We start from the raw sequence: 15,918 nt of genomic DNA on the forward strand, positions 1-15,918 counted from the left end.
CCGTTCTCCGTCATTTTCCCCGCGAAGCTAGCCCCTTCGCGCAGCCCGCGCCAGCACCGCATCGGCAGCGGCGCCGGACAGCGAAAAGCCCGCGGCCTTGGGGACCGCGGGCCGAAACGGGTCGATCTCACGCAGAAGTGATCGTCTCAGGACAGTGGCTGGTCGGCGGGCCGCTGGGCCTGCGTCCGGCGCGCGATCTCTTGCCGGTAAAGCGCCACGAAATCCACCGGGTCCATGTTGAAGGGCGGGAAGCCGCCGTCGCGGGTCATGTCCGAGACGATGCGCCGCACGAACGGGAACATCATGCGCGGGCATTCGATCATCAGGAAGGGGTGCAACTGGTCTTCGGGCACGCCCTCGACATGGAAGATGCCGCCGTAATCCAGCTCGCACAGGAACAAGGGCGATTTGTCCGTGGCGTTCGAGGACTGCACGCGGAACTTGCTGATCACCTCATACTGGTGCTCGGCCGGGCGCTTGCGGGCATCCAGGCTGACCTGCACGCTGATTTCCGGCTGCACCTCGCCCGAGGGCAGGCCCTTCTGCGCCACCGCGTTCTCAAAGGACAGGTCGCGGATATACTGCGTCAGGATCTGCAACCGCACGGCCGGCTGGGCGGCATTCTGCCCGGGATTCTGGGCCTCGGGCGCGGCGGCGCCGCTGTTGTTCTCGTCGCTCATGGAATTCTCCTCGGATCTGACGGGGTTCTAGCACCCCGCCGCCCGGCGCTCAATGCCGGGTCCAGCCCGAATTGCCGCGCCGCGGAGACTGCTCGCCCGTGCCGTCGCCCTGGTCGGTCAGCCCTTCGCGCACCGGGCCGGGCGGGTCGTCCTGCACCGAGTATTCGCCGTCGATCACCCCTTCGTCGCGCCAGCCGGGACCGCGGCGAAAGCCCGCTGGATCGGCACCGAAATCGCCTTCGGCACCATAGCCCTGCCGATAGCTGAAGCCGCTGCCCGAAACCTGCACCCGCGACGCCATCTGCCGCAGGATCAGGCTGCGCACTGCCGGAATCAGCAGCAAAAGCCCCAATGCGCTGGTGAACAGCCCCGGCACCACCATCAGCAGCCCTGCGATCATGACCAGCGCGCCATGCGCCATCGGCCGGCCCGGATCGCGGAATTCCTGCATGGCGCGCTGCACGTCCAGCGCCGCGCGCGCACCCTGATGCCGCATCACCGCCGCACCGGCCACGGCCGAGGCCAGGACCAGCGCAATCGTGGGCAGGACGCCGATCACGCCCCCCACCTGGATGAACAGCGCGATCTCGACGATCGGCAGGATCACGAAAGGCAACAGCAGCCACATAACGCCTTTTTCCTCCGGCACTTCTATTTCCGGCACAAAACTGGACTTGGGCCGGTCTCCACCCTACATAAGCATGCGAAAGCGCCGATACAAAGCTCGTTAGGTCCGTTGATGTCGAACCCCCTGCTGCAACTGCTCGTCCTCGCGGCGATTGCCGTATTCCTGATCCTGCGCCTGCGCGGGGTTCTTGGCACGCGTGACGGGTTCGAATCGCCGCGCATACCCGAGGAGCCGGTGCAGCGCCGCCGCTTCGACGTGATCGACGGGACCGCCGAGGCGGGCGACAGCGACATCACCGACCATGCCGAACCCGGCAGCCCCGCAGCCAAGGCCCTGGCCGAGATGAAGCGGATCGAGCCCGATTTCGCCGTGGGTCCGTTCCTGTCGGGCGCGAAATCCGCCTATGAGATGATCCTGATGGCTTTCGAGCGCGGCGATCTGTCCGAGGTGCGCGGCTTTCTGGCGCCGCCGGTGGCCGAGGCTTTCGAGTCGGTGATCGAGGATCGCAAGGCCCGCAACCTGACCACCGAGGCGCAGTTCCTGGGCACCCGCGAAACCGCGCTGGCCGGGGCCGAGTTCACCCCCGCCACCGGCATGGCCGAGCTTTCGGTGCGCTTCGTCGGCGAGATGATCGTCGCCACCCGCGACGCCGACGGCAATGTGATCGAGGGCGATCCCAAGGCCGCCCGCAAGCAGCGCGACACCTGGACCTTTGCCCGCCGCATGGGTCAGGACGACCCGAACTGGCAACTGGTCGCCACGGCCTGATCCATGGCACGCCGGCGAGGACTCTCGGCCGAGGACAAGGCCCTGTGGTCCCGCGTCGCCGCAACGGCCGTGCCGCTGCACCCGGCACGCAAGCAGGCCGAACCTGCGCCCGAGCCCAGACCGCTGAAAAAGCCGCCCGCCATGCCGCCCGCCATGCCGCAAGTCGCACCCCTGCCGCTGGCCGGGCTGCGGATCGGCGGCAAGCCCGGCGCCGGCACGACCCGTCTCGACCTGTCGCCGGCCCCGCGCGAGGCGCTGCACGCCCAGCCCTTGCGCATGGATCACAAGACCCATCGCCAGATGAGCCGCGGCAAGCTCGCGCCCGAGGCTCGGATCGACCTGCACGGCATGACGCTGGCCGTTGCCCAGCCGGTGCTGACCCGCTTCATCCTGCAGGCCCGGGCCGAGGGACGGAGGCTGGTCCTGGTCATCACCGGCAAGGGGCGCGAGGGCGGGCCGGACGCGCCGCTGCCGGTCAGGCCCGGCGCGCTGCGCCACAACGTGCCGCATTGGCTGCACATGCCGCCACTGAATGCCATGGTGCTGCAAGTCCGCCCCGCGCATCGCCGCCATGGCGGCGAGGGCGCATATTACGTCTATCTGCGGCGCTAGAAGGCCGGCGAGATCACGATCTGCGCCGCCCGCTCGGCATGCAGCGCCGCACGGGTCAGCGGCCCGACTCCACCGCCCACGTCCGAGGAAAACACGCTGTTCAGTTCCTGCGCCTGCGACAGGATGCGCAGCAGCGCCGGCGAGGTCGCGACATTGAAATGCCCGTCCCCGGTCGAAAAGGCGCCGACATCGACCAGCATCACCGGCAGGTCCGCCACCGGCCCGGCATCGGTCAGGCTGCCCAGCCGCACCGGCTCGGCCGAGATCAGCGCCGAAAGGTTCAGCGCCCGATCCCGCCCCGAAGTGAAGATGACGAAGGGCTGCGGCAGCCTGCCGATGGCCCGCACCTGTGTGCGAAAGACCCCGACATCGATATCGGGCGACAACAGCACCACCGCGCCGATCCGGTCCAGGGTGCGGCGCTCGCCCGCGATGGCCATCTGGCGCAGGCTCTCCATCAGCAGCAGGGCGCCCATGGAATGCCCGACCAGGATCGCCTTGCCGCCGCCGGCTTCGGCAGCGATGCCGATGCTGCGTGCAAGTCCGTCGCGCGAATAAAGCACGCTGTCGCGATCCGCCGCATAGGCCAGCGGCTGCCCGCGCGATGGCCATGAGAAATGCAGCGGCACGCCGGGCAGGCTCAGGTCGCGCTCGATCTGGGCAAAGCGATACAGCCCCTCGGCAAAGGTGTTGTTGTAGCCATGCACGAACAGCACCACATCGCGGTCGCCCGCAGGGCGCGCGGCAATGGCGCGGCGCAGATCGGCCTGGAAATCCGCGGGCCGGGCAAAGCGGGCATATTCCGCGACCAGGAAATCCCGCTGCGGATCGGGTTTCGCGCCTTGGCGGGGATAGGTAATCGAGCCGGGCCGGCGCTCGGGCGGGACCGAGACATCGACCCGGCCGAAGCTGACCCCCTCTTGCCGGCTGCCGTCGGGGGTGCGGTTGGTGGCGACATAGATGCGCTCGACATGGCCCACCCGCGCCGCCTCCGGTGCGACGGTGATCTCGCCCCGCGGCGCGCAGGCCGGCAGCAACAACAGCAACGCAACAAGAATCCGCCCCGGCATGTCCCCCGCCCTTTGGTGGTATGCGGGCGACAATGCCACCGCCGCGCACGGCGGAAAAGCCCTCAGCCGTAATTCGCCTTGGGCCCTGCGAACCACCAGATGATGAAGCCCAGAACCGGCAGGATCGCCACCAGCGCGATCCAGACCAGCTTGGTGGTCATGGTCTCGTTCGTGTTGATGATCGAGGCGATGGCCCAGACATCCAGCACGAAGATGATGATTCCAAATATATAACTCATGGGCGTTCCCGTCCGTTGACCTGCCGGCACAACGGACGGGACCACGCCGCGGTTCCCTCAGAGCACATAGCGCGAAAGATCGGTCGAGCGCGAAAGATCGCCCAGATGCTTCTCGACGAAGGCCGCGTCCACCACCACCGTCTCGCCCGAACGGTCCGGCGCGCTGAAGGAAAGCTCCTCGAACACCCGTTCGATGACGGTATAAAGCCGCCGCGCACCGATATTCTCGACCGAGCCGTTCACCTCGGCCGCGATGCGCGCCAGCGCCCGGATGCCGTCCTGGATGAACTGGACCGTCACGCCCTCGGTGGCCATCAGCGCGGTATATTGCCGGGTCAGGGCGTTGTCGGTCTCGGTCAGGATGCGGATGAAATCCTCTTCGGTCAGCGCCCGCAGCTCGACCCGGATCGGCAGCCGGCCCTGAAGCTCGGGCAACAGGTCCGAGGGCTTGGCGATATGGAAGGCGCCGCTGGCGATGAACAGGATATGGTCGGTCCTGACCGGCCCGTATTTCGTGGAAACCGTGGTGCCCTCGATCAGCGGCAACAGGTCGCGCTGCACGCCCTCGCGGCTGACATCGCCGCCGCGGGCATCGGTGCGGGCAGCGACCTTGTCGATCTCGTCGATGAAGACGATGCCGTTCTCCTGCACCGCCTCCAGCGCCGCGGCCTTGACGGCCTCGTCGTCCAGAAGCTTGTCGGCCTCTTCCGCGATCAGCAGGTCATAGCTTTCCGCGACGCTCAGCTTGCGACGGACCCGCCGCCCGCCGAAAGCCTTCATCAGCCCCGACAGGTCCATCATGCCGCCCATGGGCTGCCCCGGCTGGCCGGGAATCTCCATCATGCCGAAGGGGCTGGAATTGTCCTGCAATTCCAGTTCGATCACCTTGTCGTCAAGTTCGCCGCGCTTCAGCTTGTCGCGGAACATCTCGCGGGTCTGCTCGCGCGCACCCTCGCCGGCCAAGGCGGCGACGACCCGGTCCTCGGCCGATTTGTGGGCACGCGCCTTGACCTCGTCGCGCATGCGCTCGCGGGTCTCGATGACGGCGGCATCGGCCAGGTCGCGGATGATCTGCTCGACATCGCGGCCGACATAGCCGACCTCGGTGAACTTGGTCGCCTCGACCTTCAGGAAGGGCGCACGCGCCAGCCTGGCCAGGCGGCGGCTGATCTCGGTCTTGCCGACGCCGGTCGGGCCGATCATCAGGATGTTCTTGGGATAGACCTCGTCGCGCAAGTCGTCGCCCAGCTGCCGCCGGCGCCAGCGATTGCGCAACGCCACGGCCACGGCGCGCTTGGCATCCCTTTGCCCGATGATGAAGCGATCCAGTTCGGACACGATTTCGCGCGGGGTCAGGTCGGACATTCGGGGCTCCTGTCTCATTCCGGCATCACTTAGAGCCGCCCCGCCGCCGTTTCAACCAAGCCGCCGGCAAGGACCGCAAACCGCAACGGACCCGACGCCGTCTTCCGGCACCGAAAAGCGCCCCATCCCGGCTCTTTCCGTTTTCCAAATACCCCAGGGGACGCCCTGCAAGGGCGGGGGGCGGAGCCCCCTGACTACCCCAGAACCTCGACGGTCAGGTTCCCGTTGGTATAGACGCAGATATCCGCCGCGATCGCCATGGCCTTGCGCGCCACGGCCTCGGCATCCAGGTCGCTCTCCATCAGCCCGCGCGCCGCGGCCAGCGCGAAATTCCCGCCCGAGCCGATGGCGGCCACGTCATGCTCGGGCTCCAGCACGTCGCCGGCCCCCGTCACCACGAAGATGTCGCGCCCGTCGGTGACGATCAGCATGGCCTCCAGGTTGCGCAGATACTTGTCCATGCGCCAGTCCTTGGCCAGGTCGACACAGGCCCGCGCCAGCTGGCCGGGCGCCGCCTCCAGCTTCTTCTCCAGCCGCTCCAGCAGGGTGAAGGCATCGGCGGTCGAGCCGGCAAAGCCCACCACCACCTCATGTCCGCCGGGGTTCAGCCGGCGCACCTTGCGCGCCGTGCCCTTCATCACCGTCTGGCCGACGCTGACCTGGCCGTCCCCGGCGACGACCACGCGGCCGGCCCGCCGAACGGCCAGGATGGTGGTGCCGTGCCAGCCGGGAAATTTGTCTTCGGACATGCTTCTCTCCGATCTCAGCCCTGCCGCGTCAGATATGGGCCGGGCCACGCTTTCGCAACCCGCCCCCTTCCGCCACGCCGCGCCACCCGCTAGCTTGCCGGCCATGACCCATGCCCCCGTCCTGCGCGTCTATCTGGAAGGCTCGATGCTGGAAACCGCGCGCGCCGGCAGCTTCAACTTCATGAACGTGCTGCGCCAGGCGGTGGAGGGCGCGGGCTGGCGCATCGAATGGCACCAGACCGGCGCCATGGCCCGCATGGCCGCGCCCTTGCGGGACGGATATGCGCTGTTTCACATGGAGGCGCCGACGCATGACCGCGCGCTGACCTTTCGCCGCGCCTATCACTATCCGTTCTGGCAGATCGAGCCGGTGCAGCAACGCTGGCGCTTTGCCGTGGCGCAAAGCCGCTACGATCCCGGCACGGTCGACTCGCAGGCCGCCCACACCTTTACCCAGCGGCTGCGCGACCGCGTGCTGCCCGGCCCGCCGCCCCGGCGCGGCGATACGGTCCTAGTGCCGCTGCAAGGCCATATCCGCCGCTGCCGCTCGTTCCAGACCATGAGCCCGATCGAAATGCTGGAAGCGGTCGCCGCCACCGGCAGGCCCACCATCGCCACGCTGCACCCAAGGGAAAGCTACGACGATGCCGACCATGCCGCGCTGGCCCGGCTGGCGACCCTTTACCCTAACCTGCGGATCGGCGGCGACACCGCGCGGCTGATCCGCGACTGCGCCTTTGTCGCGACGCAAAACAGCGCGGTGGCCTTCGACGGCTACCTGCTGGGCAAGCCCGTGGTGCTGTTCGGGCAGATCGACTTTCACCACATCGGCCTGAACGTCGCCGATCTGGGCGCACGGGAAGCGCTGGCGCAGGCGGAAAGCCATGCGCCGGATTTCGACCGCTACCTGTTCTGGTTTCTTCAGCAGAACGCCATCAACGCCACGCGGCCCGATGCGGGGGCGCGGATCCTGGCGGCGATGCGCCGGGGCGGCTGGCCGATCGGCACCGCCCCCGGCACCTAGGGATCAGATGGATTCGTCGATCCAGGCCTTCAGCGCGGCCTTGGGGGCGGCGCCGATCTTGTTCGACACGACCTGGCCGTCCTTGAACAGGAACAGCGCCGGAATGCCACGCACGCCAAGCGCGGCGGGGCTTTCGGGGTTCTCGTCCACATTGACCTTCACGATCTTGACGCGGCCCTCGTATTCGGCAGCCAGTTCTTCCAGCGAGGGACCGATCTGGCGGCAGGGCCCGCACCATTCGGCCCAGAAATCGACCACGACCGGGGTCGGGGACTGACGGACTTCGCTGTCGAATTCGGCGTCTGATACGGCTTGGGTGTTGGCCATGGGGCTCTCCTGCGATGTGCCGGCTGGCACCGGCGGGGCATATGCGTCAACAGCTAGGCACCGGGGCGGTTGGGGTCAAGGCCCGCCATCACCCGATCCAGCAGGTCGTCGGGCAGCGCCATCAGGCTGCGCGAGGCCGTCCACAGCACCGCGACCTCGACCCGGATGGCCGGCCAGATCAGCCGCAGCGCCGCGCGATAGGCCGCCATCTGCCGCAGGATGCCCAGCGGCACCGCGTCGGGTGTATCCGGCACCTCGCGGTTCGACTTGTAGTCCACCGCCAGGATCCGCCCCGGTTCCACCACCAGCCGGTCCACCGCCCCCGTCATGGTGCCGATGCCCGGAACGGGCGCAGCCAGCGCCACCTCGGCCAGCACCTCGGCCGTGTCGGAGAGCGCAAAGACCTGTGCCAGATCCGGCGCCTCGATCACCGCGCGGGCCTCGGTCAGCAGCGCGGCCAGTTCGTTGGGGCCGGGCAAGCCGCCCTCGGCATCGGCCAGCACGTCGCGGGCCAGTTCGGGCCAATCCGCAGGGTCGCGGCCCGGCAGATGCTCCAGCAGCAGATGCAGCCTGGTGCCGAACAGCATCGCCGCCTCGGCATCGCCCTCGCCCGCCGCACCGATCACCTTGGCACCGCCCAAGGCCGTCGCAGCGACGGGTCGGACCTTCCCGGGCGCGGGCGGCGGCGGGGCGCGCAGCCAGTCCGGCTCGGCCGGCAGGGGTCTTTCCGCCAGCACCGCATCCGGCGCGGTTTCAGGCCAGTCGCCAAAGGACAGCCGTCGGATCTCGCCACCCCATGGGGCGGGCAGGCGCGTCTCGGTCAAATCGGCGCGGCCCATGCCGGCCTCGACCATGGCGTGCCAGCTGTCCTCGCCCGCGCCGGTCTCGCCCGCCGCCGCGACGATCAGCCAGCTTTCGGCACGGGTCAGGCCGACATAGAGCAGCCGCTTGCGTTCCTGCAACTGCCGCTCGGTCTGCATCGCCGCCAGTTCCTCGACCGGATCGGGCCGTTCGCCCTTCCTGCCGCGCCACAGGGACAGCCCGTCCGGGCCGGGCAGCACCGGCGCCTCGCGCGGGGGTTTGCGCTTGGCCGCGTCGGGCATGATGACGATGGGGCTTTCCAGGCCCTTCGAGCCATGCACGGTCATCACCCGGATCAGCCCCTCGCCATCCCCGGCCGAGCCCGGCTGGCGGCGCACCTCGACATCGTCGCCGGTCAGCCAGACCAGGAAGCCGGTCAGCGAGGGCGTTTCCGAGCTTTCATAGCTCAGCGCCTGCGACAGCAGTTCGTCGATGCCGTCCTGCGCCTCGGGGCCAAGCCGGGCGACCAGACGCTCGCGCCCGCCATGCCGGATCAGCAGGCGCTGGATCAGGTCATAAGGGCGCATGAAGCCGGTCTGGCCCATCAGGTCGGCCAGCACCTCGACCGCATGGCGATGATGCGACTCGCGCAGACGCCGCCACAGGTATTGGCCGCGCTTGCGCCCGGCAGCAAGGCGGTAAAGCTCCTCCTCGGACAGGTCGAACAGCGGCGAGCGCAGGCAAGCGGCCAGCGACAGGTCGTCCTCGGGCGTGGCCAGCACCGACAGCAGGGCGCGGATGTCCTGCACCGCCATCTCTCCGGCCAACTTCAGCCGGTCGGCGCCGGCGACGGGCAGGTTCGCGGCTTTCAGCGCGGCGATGATCTCGGCGAACAGTTCCGAGCGGCGCTGGACCAGGATCAGCACGTCGCCGGCGCGGATGCGGCGTAGCCTGCCGGTCTTGGCGTCGAAGATCGGCTGGCCCAGCATCTCGCCGACGGCGCGGGCGACGGCGCGGGCCAGTTGCACCGTCTCGGAGTTCTCGGCCGGCAGGTCCACCGGGTCGGTCCAATCGCCCGGCTCGGGCTTTTCGGGCTTGGGGATCGCCGGCCACAGGTCCACGCGCCCCGGCATGTCGGTGCGAAAGGCGCGATGCTGCGGCGGATCGCCCAGGCCGCGCGCCGCATCGCCGGCAAAGACCTGATCGACCAGCGCAAGGATCGCGGTCGAGCTGCGGAAGGAATGCCGCAGCTCCAGCACCTGCATCGGCTCTTGCACAGCGTCGAAGGCTTGCGCAAAGCCGGTCCGGCGAGCCTCGAAAACCGCGATGTCGGCGCCCTGGAAGCTGTAGATCGACTGTTTCGGGTCGCCCACCACGAACAGGCTGCGGGTCTGGTCGCGCGCGCCCTGGCCCGAGGTGAACTCGTCGGTCAACCGCTCGATCACCTGCCATTGCGCGGGGCTGGTGTCCTGCGCCTCGTCGACCAGGATATGGTCGATGCCGCCGTCCAGGCGGAACAGCACCCATTGCGCCATGCTGTTTTCCGACAGAAGCCGCGCGGTGCGGTCGATCAGGTCGTCGAAATCCAGCCGGCCATGCGCCGCCTTCTGCGCGCGATAGCGGTTCAGGAAGGCATGGCCGAAGCGATTCAGCGCCAGCGTCCGTTCGGCATGGGCCAGTGCGATGCGACGCGGGCGGGCGGCCTCGACCCGCTCCATCAGGATGGCGAGGTCGTCCAGCAGTTCCGCGCAAGGACCGTTGCGCAGCGCCTTGGTGGGGAAGCTGTCGTATTTCGCGGTAAAGGGTTCCTTGGCGCTTGCCCCGGTCAGCAGCACGGATTCCAGGATCGCCAGTTCCGCCGGCCCAGGCTGCACCCAATTGCCGGGCGCAAGCTTCGCCGCCGCCTTCTGGTCGTTCGCGCCGCTTTTCAGCAGATGCGGGACCAGCGCGGCGATCACCGTAGCGCCAGCGGCAAAGCATTCCGCCAAGAGCGACTGCATATCCTCGCCCGGCGCCAGCCCGCAGGCCGCCCAAAGCGCGTCCCGGTCCGCAGGGGCCTCGAACCCGCGCAGACCGGCGAGGAAGGCGTCGAGCCTCTCGCCCGAATGCAGCGCCAGCAGGTCCTGCAACTCGGGCGCATGGTCGCGGGCCATTTCCTCGATGATCTCGGCGCGGATCAGGGCGGCGCTGCGGTCGTCAAGCTCGGTAAAGCCATGCGGCACGCCGGCCTCGATCGGAAAGCGGCGCAAGACCCCGGCACAGAAGCTGTGGATGGTCTGGACCTTCAGCCCGCCCGGCGTCTCGATGGCGCGGGCGAAAAGCCGGCGCGCGGCGGGCAGGTCGGGGGCGCCCGCCTCGCCCAGCCGCGCCAGTTCGGCGCGCAGTTCCGCCTCGGGCAGCATGGCCCATCGGCCCAGCCGCGCCAGCAGGCGGTTCTGCATCTCGCTCGCCGCCGCCTTGGTATAGGTCAGGCACAGGATGCGCTCGGGCGCCGTCCCGGCCAGAAGCAGCCGCGCCACCCGGTCGGTCAGCACTCGCGTCTTGCCCGAGCCGGCATTGGCCGTCAGCCAGGTCGAGCGATGCGGGTCAGCCGCCCGCACCTGCGCAAGGGTGGCCTCATCCATCATCGCCGAACCTTTGCGGTTGCGGGGTTTCGGTCGTGTCCCATTCGCCATGCCGCGACAGGTGGTCGTAATCGCTGGCGTGATCGCTGCGCTCCATGGCCAGCCGCGCGGTAAAGCCGCGCTCGCCGCCCAGATAGCGGCGAATCAGGGTGACGAAGCCGGCCCAGGTCTCCTCGGCGAAGCCGGCGGAGAATTCGCGGGGTTCGGTCCTGCCCTCACCCCCAAGCTGGATATAGCTGATGCCCTCGACCTCGGCCGGTCCCAGCGTCCTGAAGGCACCGTGCCGGACCATGGCGGCCTCCAGCGGCAACTGCTTGTCGAAATGCGCGATCTGCTTGTCGGTCGGCGGCTTGCCGGACTTGTAGTCATAGACATGCACCTGGCCGTCATGCAGCCGGTCCAGCCGGTCGGGCCGGGCGATCAGCCGGAAATCCAGGCCGGGAATGCCCTGCTCGCCATATTCCTCGACCACGGTGGGCGTGCCGCGGGCCAGCCTTTCGGCCTCGTCCGCCATCAGCCGGTCGGCGATGCCGGCGATGCGCGCCCGCCAGAACAGCCGCGCCGAGGGCCAGGGCACCTCGGCCTCCAGCACCTCGTCGGTAATGGCAAGCAGCCGCGCCTTCATCGCCTGCGGCGTCTCGGGCAGGTCGGGAAGCCCCCGCAAGAAACGGTCCATGATGTGGTGCAGCATGTTGCCGCGTTCGGCCGCATCCGGCTCGGGGCGCAGCGGGTCCAGCGCGCGCAGGCCCAGCACCCGGCGGGCATAGACGGCATAGGGGTCGCGGATCAGCGTCCTGACCTCGGTCACCGACAGCTCGCGCAGGGCGGGCGGCGGCGGGATGGGCGAGGGGCGCGGCGCCGGCGCCAGGCGTATCCGCGGCCGGGCCTGCAATTCAGCCAGGTCCAGCCAGTATCGGCCGCGCCGGCGCATCTCGGCCAGCGCCTGCGGCCCCTGCTGGTCCGGCAACCCGCCCAGCAGGTTCACCAGCCGGTTCAGCCAGCGCGAGGGGATGGTCTCGGCCTCGGCATCGCGACGGGCGCGGGTCAGCACCACCGCGCCTGCGCCGACGGCCTGCTGGAAGTCATGCGCGGCAAGGCCCACCCGGCGCTCGGGCAGGGTCAGCCCGGCAGCCAGCCGCATCGGGCGCGACAGCCACGGATCGGGCGGCAGCGCCTGCGGCCAGCCGCCCTCGTTCAACCCCGACAGGATCACCAGCCCGGCGGCCTTACCCACGGCTTCGGTGCGCGCCTCGCGCGGGCCGCGAAACCGCACCAGCGGATGCGCGGCCACGTCCTGCCGCACCGCCTGGCCCTGCAATTCGTCGTAAAGCAGGTCGCAGAACTCGCCCGGCCGCAGGTCGTGGCCCAGATGCGCATGGGCGGCAAGATGGTCCAGCACCGAACGCGCCAGGCCGCCCGAGGCCTTGGCCCACAGTTCGGACGCACCGGCATCGCCGCCCGGGCCGGCTGCCAGATCCTCGGCCAAGGCCCGCAGATCGCGCAACCGATCAGCCAGCGGGCGCGGGGCACGGTCCTGGGCCAGTGGCACGATGCGGTCCAGAAGCCCGGCCAGCCACAGCGCCCAGGGCTTGCTGGAGGCGTCGCCCCGGTCCGCCCATTCCCGCAAGGCCGCGCCGTCGGGAAAAGCCGGGCCATTGCGGCGCAGATGCAGCTCCAGATCGCGGGTATGGCGGTTATGCTCGCGCCGGTAATCGGAGCCAAGGCCGGTGGCGGTGACCGGATGCTTGAGCAGCACCAAGAGCGCGTCCAGCATCATCTCGGCGCCGAAAAGGTCGGCGACATGGCGCAGGAACAGGCCGGGCGCGGTCAGCGGCAAGGGCTGGCCGGCGGAATCGTCGGGAATGATGCCCCAGCGATCCAGCGCCGATTGCACGCGGCGGGTCAGCATGCGGTCGGCGGCGATCAGCGTCACCGGCTGGCCGCGCTCGACCGCCTCGCGGATGATCAGCGCGACGGCCTCGGCCTCTTCGCCGGGCTGTTCGGCCTCGATCAGGGTCAGGCGTTCGGTCGCGGGGGCCAGCGGACCAAGGCGCGGGCCTTCCTCGATCCACTGGTCGGTGACCGGGGCCGGTCGCAGCGCCAGCGAAATCAGCCGGTTGCGCGCCGGGTCGGGGGCGGTGTCCGCCAGCCATTCCGCCGGTGCGCCGAACTCGGCCACCAACGGCGCATAGCGCGCCTGCGGGTGATCCTCGGAGCGTTGGTCGAGCCCGTCCCAGACCCCCTGCGGCAGGTCCGCATCGAAACCCGGCAGCACCACCGCGCCCATCGGCAGCCGGGCGACGGCGCGCATGAAGTCCCGCGTCGCGCCATGCGAGCCGGTCGAGCCGGCAACGACCACCGGGCCCTGCGGCAGCATCTCGCCCCGCGCCCAGGCTGCGGCCAGCGCCTCGGCCGCGGCGCGCTGCCGGGCCTCGCGATCCTGGGGCGGGTCGGACAGGTAATAGCCGGCGGCGATCTTGAGGAACGCCAGCGCCCGTCCCCAATGCTGGGCGTGTTCGCTGGCGTCGATGCGGTCCAGCGCCTGCGCGTCCAGCCCCTCCAGCTGCATCTCGGCCATCAGCCCAGCCAGCGAGGCAGCCAGTTCCGGCACCGATTGCCCCTGAGCCAGATCCGGCTGGGCGCGTAGCGCTGCGTCGATCAGCCGGCCCAGTTCCAGTCGGCGCGCCAGGGGCGTGGTGGCCGCACCGCCGCCCAGATCGGCAATCAACCGCAGCCGGGGCAAAAGCAGCGGCCCGCGCTGGATCAGCGCCTGGCGCAGCGCCATCAGCGACTGGCCGGAATTGGCATAGACCGTGACCCGCGCCATCTCTTGCGGCGGGTGGTGACGCATGCGCCGGATCAGTCCTTCGGCAAAGGCACCAGGGAAATCGGCGCCGCAAGGCAGGGCAAAGACGCCGTTCTGCCAGTCAGGCATCGAGCAGCGCCTCGGCCAGCGGGATGCAGTCGGGGCGACCAACATCGCACCATGCGCCGGGGTGGATCAGGCCGCAAGCCCGGCCCTCGGCGATCATCAGATCCCAGAGGCGGTTGAGCGAAAACGCCGGTTCGGGGATCTCGGCCAGCCGGTCGGGCCGGATGATCTGCGCCCCGCCATAGACCAGATCGCCCTTGCGGATCAGCCGGCCTGTGGAACCAAGGCTGAAATCGCCGCCGCCCTGCCGGCCATGCGTCCGGTCCAGCGGCACCAGCATCAAGAGCGCGTCCATGTCCTCGCGCCAGCCGTCCAGCAGCGCGCGGATCGGGTTCGGCCCGGTCCAGATCACATCCGGGTTCATCGTGACCACAGGGCCGGGGCCAAGCAGCGGCAGCGCCTTGCGCAAGCCGCCCCCCGTCTCCAGCAGCAGGTCGGATTCGTCGGAAACGGCAATGTCCCGACCTGCGACGTGATCGCGGATCTGGTGTCCCAGATGATGGATGTTCAGCGCCACCCGACCGACGCCCGCCTGCCGCCCCAGCGCCAGCGCGCGGTCCAGAAGCGTCTGGCCGCCGACCGGAATCAACGGTTTCGGCACCGCATCGGTCAGCGGCGCCATGCGGGTGCCCTTGCCCGCGGCAAAGATCATCATCGGCAGGCTCATCCGGCGATGCCCTCGATCGCCTCGGGCGTGGGGGCGGGGATGCCTTCGAGCGCGGCGGCCAGCGGGGCCAGCGCCGGATGGGCCAGGTCGCGCCGGATCGCCGCCCAGACACGCGGCATCATCGCCAGATAGCGCCGCTTGCCTTCGCGCTGCGCCAGCCGGGTAAAGATGCCCATGATGCGCAGGTTGCGCTGCGCCCCCAGCAGCGCATAGGCGGCGCGAAAACGCGCCTCGTCCACCCCGGTCGCGGCGATATAGCGGGCGACCTGCGCCGCCTCGATCTCGGGGGCGACGTCGCGGCGCGCATCTTGCAGCGCCGAGACCAGGTCATAGGCCGGATGCACCGCCACCGCGTCCTGAAAGTCCAGAAGGCCCAGCGGCGCCTCGTCCCGCCAGACGACATTCTCGGCATGGAAATCGCGCAGGCCCAGCACCGGGGGCAGGTCGGCGGCCAGTTCCGCATGCAGCCGCTCGATCACCGCGGCGACCTCGGCCCCCTTGCCGGGCGCACCGACGGCAGGGGGGTAGTATTCGGCGAAAAGCCCGACCTGATGCGCGAGTTCCGGCCCATCGAGGCGCGGCACGAAATCCGGCGACTCGCGGCCGTGCAACTGCACCAGCAGGTCGGTCATGCGGTCATAGATGCGCAGCGCAAGCTCGGGCCGCGATTCCAGCACGCGGGCCACCAGATCGTCGCCCAGATCCTCGATCAGCAGCAGCCCCTGCGCCTGGTCGGTGGCCAGGATCTCGGGCGCATGCAGGTCCAGCGCCCTCAGCCATTGCGTCATGGCGACATAGGGCGCGGTCACGCCGGGCGAGGCATCCATCAGGACGGCGCTGCGCCCGTCATCCTCGACCAGCCGGAAATAGCGCCGCGACGAGGCATCGCCCGCCAGCGGCCTTAGCCGCGCCCCAGACCACCCGGCGCGATGGATCAGCTTGGCGATGGCGGGCAGGCGGGTCATCAGGCCCCAATGCGGCTCGGAGCCCGCCAGCGTGATGCGGCGCAGGTCGGGCGCATCCGCCATCGGCTCCAGCCCGATGGTCAGCGCGCCCTCCAGCGGGCTGCCATGCTCGGGCCATTCGACCAGCACGACGGCTTCGCGCATGGCCTCGTCAAGGCCCAGTTCGGCCAGTTCCTCGGGATGGGTCAGGCGGTAAAGGTCGGCGTGCCAGATCTCGGTCCCCAGCGGGTCGGCATAGGTCTGGACCAGGGTAAAGGTGGGGCTGGGCACCTCTTCGGCCGCCTCGCCCTGCCGGGCTCGGATGAAGGCGCGGGCGAAATGGGTCTTGCCCGCACCGACCGGCCCCTGCAACGCCACCACGTCGCCGGGCTTCAGGACAGCCGCCATCACCCGCGCCAGGCAGGCGGTCAGGTCGGCATCGGCATCGTCAAGCGTCGCAAGCAGGGTCATCACGGAAAACCTAATGC

Annotated in this window: 14 protein-coding genes; 3 read left to right on the plus strand and 11 right to left on the minus strand. The window is 69.6% G+C overall.

Features of this window, described 5'->3' with window-relative positions; genetic code table 11:
• Window positions 1-146: 146 nt before the first annotated feature.
• Both secB and BLT64_RS08610 read right to left on the minus strand, forming a co-directional pair.
• Window positions 147-680, minus strand: a complete 534-nt coding sequence (gene secB / locus BLT64_RS08605; RefSeq protein WP_011749059.1) for a protein-export chaperone SecB — start codon at window positions 678-680, stop codon at window positions 147-149.
• Window positions 681-729: 49 nt separating this feature from the next.
• Entirely contained in the window at window positions 730-1,308 is a 579-nt protein-coding gene (locus BLT64_RS08610; protein WP_011749060.1) for an FxsA family protein, read from the minus strand.
• Window positions 1,309-1,419: 111 nt separating this feature from the next.
• On the opposite strand from BLT64_RS08610, the gene BLT64_RS08615 reads away from it, so the two are divergent.
• Complete coding sequence (locus tag BLT64_RS08615) at window positions 1,420-2,076, plus strand: Tim44/TimA family putative adaptor protein (protein WP_011749061.1); 657 nt, start codon at window positions 1,420-1,422, stop codon at window positions 2,074-2,076.
• Window positions 2,077-2,079: 3 nt separating this feature from the next.
• Window positions 2,080-2,688: a Smr/MutS family protein gene (locus BLT64_RS08620; protein WP_011749062.1), complete on the plus strand. Its 609-nt coding sequence runs from the start codon at window positions 2,080-2,082 to the stop codon at window positions 2,686-2,688.
• Here the strand turns inward: BLT64_RS08620 and BLT64_RS08625 are convergent.
• The 4 genes from BLT64_RS08625 to hslV form a co-directional block, all read right to left on the minus strand.
• Window positions 2,685-3,758: an alpha/beta hydrolase gene (locus BLT64_RS08625; protein WP_011749063.1), complete on the minus strand. Its 1,074-nt coding sequence runs from the start codon at window positions 3,756-3,758 to the stop codon at window positions 2,685-2,687. The genes BLT64_RS08620 and BLT64_RS08625 overlap by 4 nt on opposite strands.
• 62 nt (window positions 3,759-3,820) lie before the next feature.
• On the minus strand, window positions 3,821-3,997 hold the full coding sequence (locus BLT64_RS08630; protein WP_011749064.1) for a PLD nuclease N-terminal domain-containing protein: 177 nt from the start codon (window positions 3,995-3,997) through the stop codon (window positions 3,821-3,823).
• Between the two features lie 57 nt (window positions 3,998-4,054).
• Window positions 4,055-5,362 carry an ATP-dependent protease ATPase subunit HslU gene (hslU, locus tag BLT64_RS08635; RefSeq protein ID WP_011749065.1) on the minus strand — a complete coding sequence of 436 codons (1,308 nt, stop codon included), beginning with the start codon at window positions 5,360-5,362 and terminating at the stop codon, window positions 4,055-4,057.
• A 194-nt stretch (window positions 5,363-5,556) separates the two neighbouring features.
• Window positions 5,557-6,111 carry an ATP-dependent protease subunit HslV gene (hslV, locus tag BLT64_RS08640; RefSeq protein ID WP_011749066.1) on the minus strand — a complete coding sequence of 185 codons (555 nt, stop codon included), beginning with the start codon at window positions 6,109-6,111 and terminating at the stop codon, window positions 5,557-5,559.
• A 103-nt stretch (window positions 6,112-6,214) separates the two neighbouring features.
• Between hslV and BLT64_RS08645 the strand changes: the two genes are divergently transcribed.
• Window positions 6,215-7,135 (plus strand): hypothetical protein, encoded by a 921-nt coding sequence (locus BLT64_RS08645; RefSeq protein WP_011749067.1) that lies wholly within the window; start codon window positions 6,215-6,217, stop codon window positions 7,133-7,135.
• A 3-nt stretch (window positions 7,136-7,138) separates the two neighbouring features.
• On the opposite strand, the gene trxA is transcribed toward BLT64_RS08645, so the two are convergent.
• Genes trxA through BLT64_RS08670 form a run of 5 tightly spaced genes read right to left on the minus strand, consistent with a single transcriptional unit; the run spans window position 7,139 to window position 15,901 of the window.
• Window positions 7,139-7,462: a thioredoxin gene (gene trxA / locus BLT64_RS08650; RefSeq protein ID WP_011749068.1), complete on the minus strand. Its 324-nt coding sequence runs from the start codon at window positions 7,460-7,462 to the stop codon at window positions 7,139-7,141.
• Between the two features lie 53 nt (window positions 7,463-7,515).
• Window positions 7,516-10,890, minus strand: a complete 3,375-nt coding sequence (gene addA, locus BLT64_RS08655; protein ID WP_011749069.1) for a double-strand break repair helicase AddA — start codon at window positions 10,888-10,890, stop codon at window positions 7,516-7,518.
• Entirely contained in the window at window positions 10,880-13,822 is a 2,943-nt protein-coding gene (gene addB, locus BLT64_RS08660) for a double-strand break repair protein AddB (RefSeq protein ID WP_011749070.1), read from the minus strand. The genes addA and addB overlap by 11 nt, the downstream gene beginning before the upstream one ends.
• Window positions 13,815-14,486 (minus strand): nucleotidyltransferase family protein, encoded by a 672-nt coding sequence (locus tag BLT64_RS08665; RefSeq protein ID WP_011749071.1) that lies wholly within the window; start codon window positions 14,484-14,486, stop codon window positions 13,815-13,817. Before BLT64_RS08665 ends, addB begins: the two co-directional genes overlap by 8 nt.
• On the minus strand, window positions 14,483-15,901 hold the full coding sequence (locus tag BLT64_RS08670; RefSeq protein ID WP_011749072.1) for a bifunctional tRNA (adenosine(37)-N6)-threonylcarbamoyltransferase complex ATPase subunit type 1 TsaE/phosphotransferase: 1,419 nt from the start codon (window positions 15,899-15,901) through the stop codon (window positions 14,483-14,485). The genes BLT64_RS08665 and BLT64_RS08670 overlap by 4 nt, the downstream gene beginning before the upstream one ends.
• Between the last annotated feature and the right edge of the window lie 17 nt (window positions 15,902-15,918).

The organism is Paracoccus denitrificans, assembly GCF_900100045.1.
Classification (GTDB): Bacteria; Pseudomonadota; Alphaproteobacteria; order Rhodobacterales; family Rhodobacteraceae; genus Paracoccus; species Paracoccus denitrificans.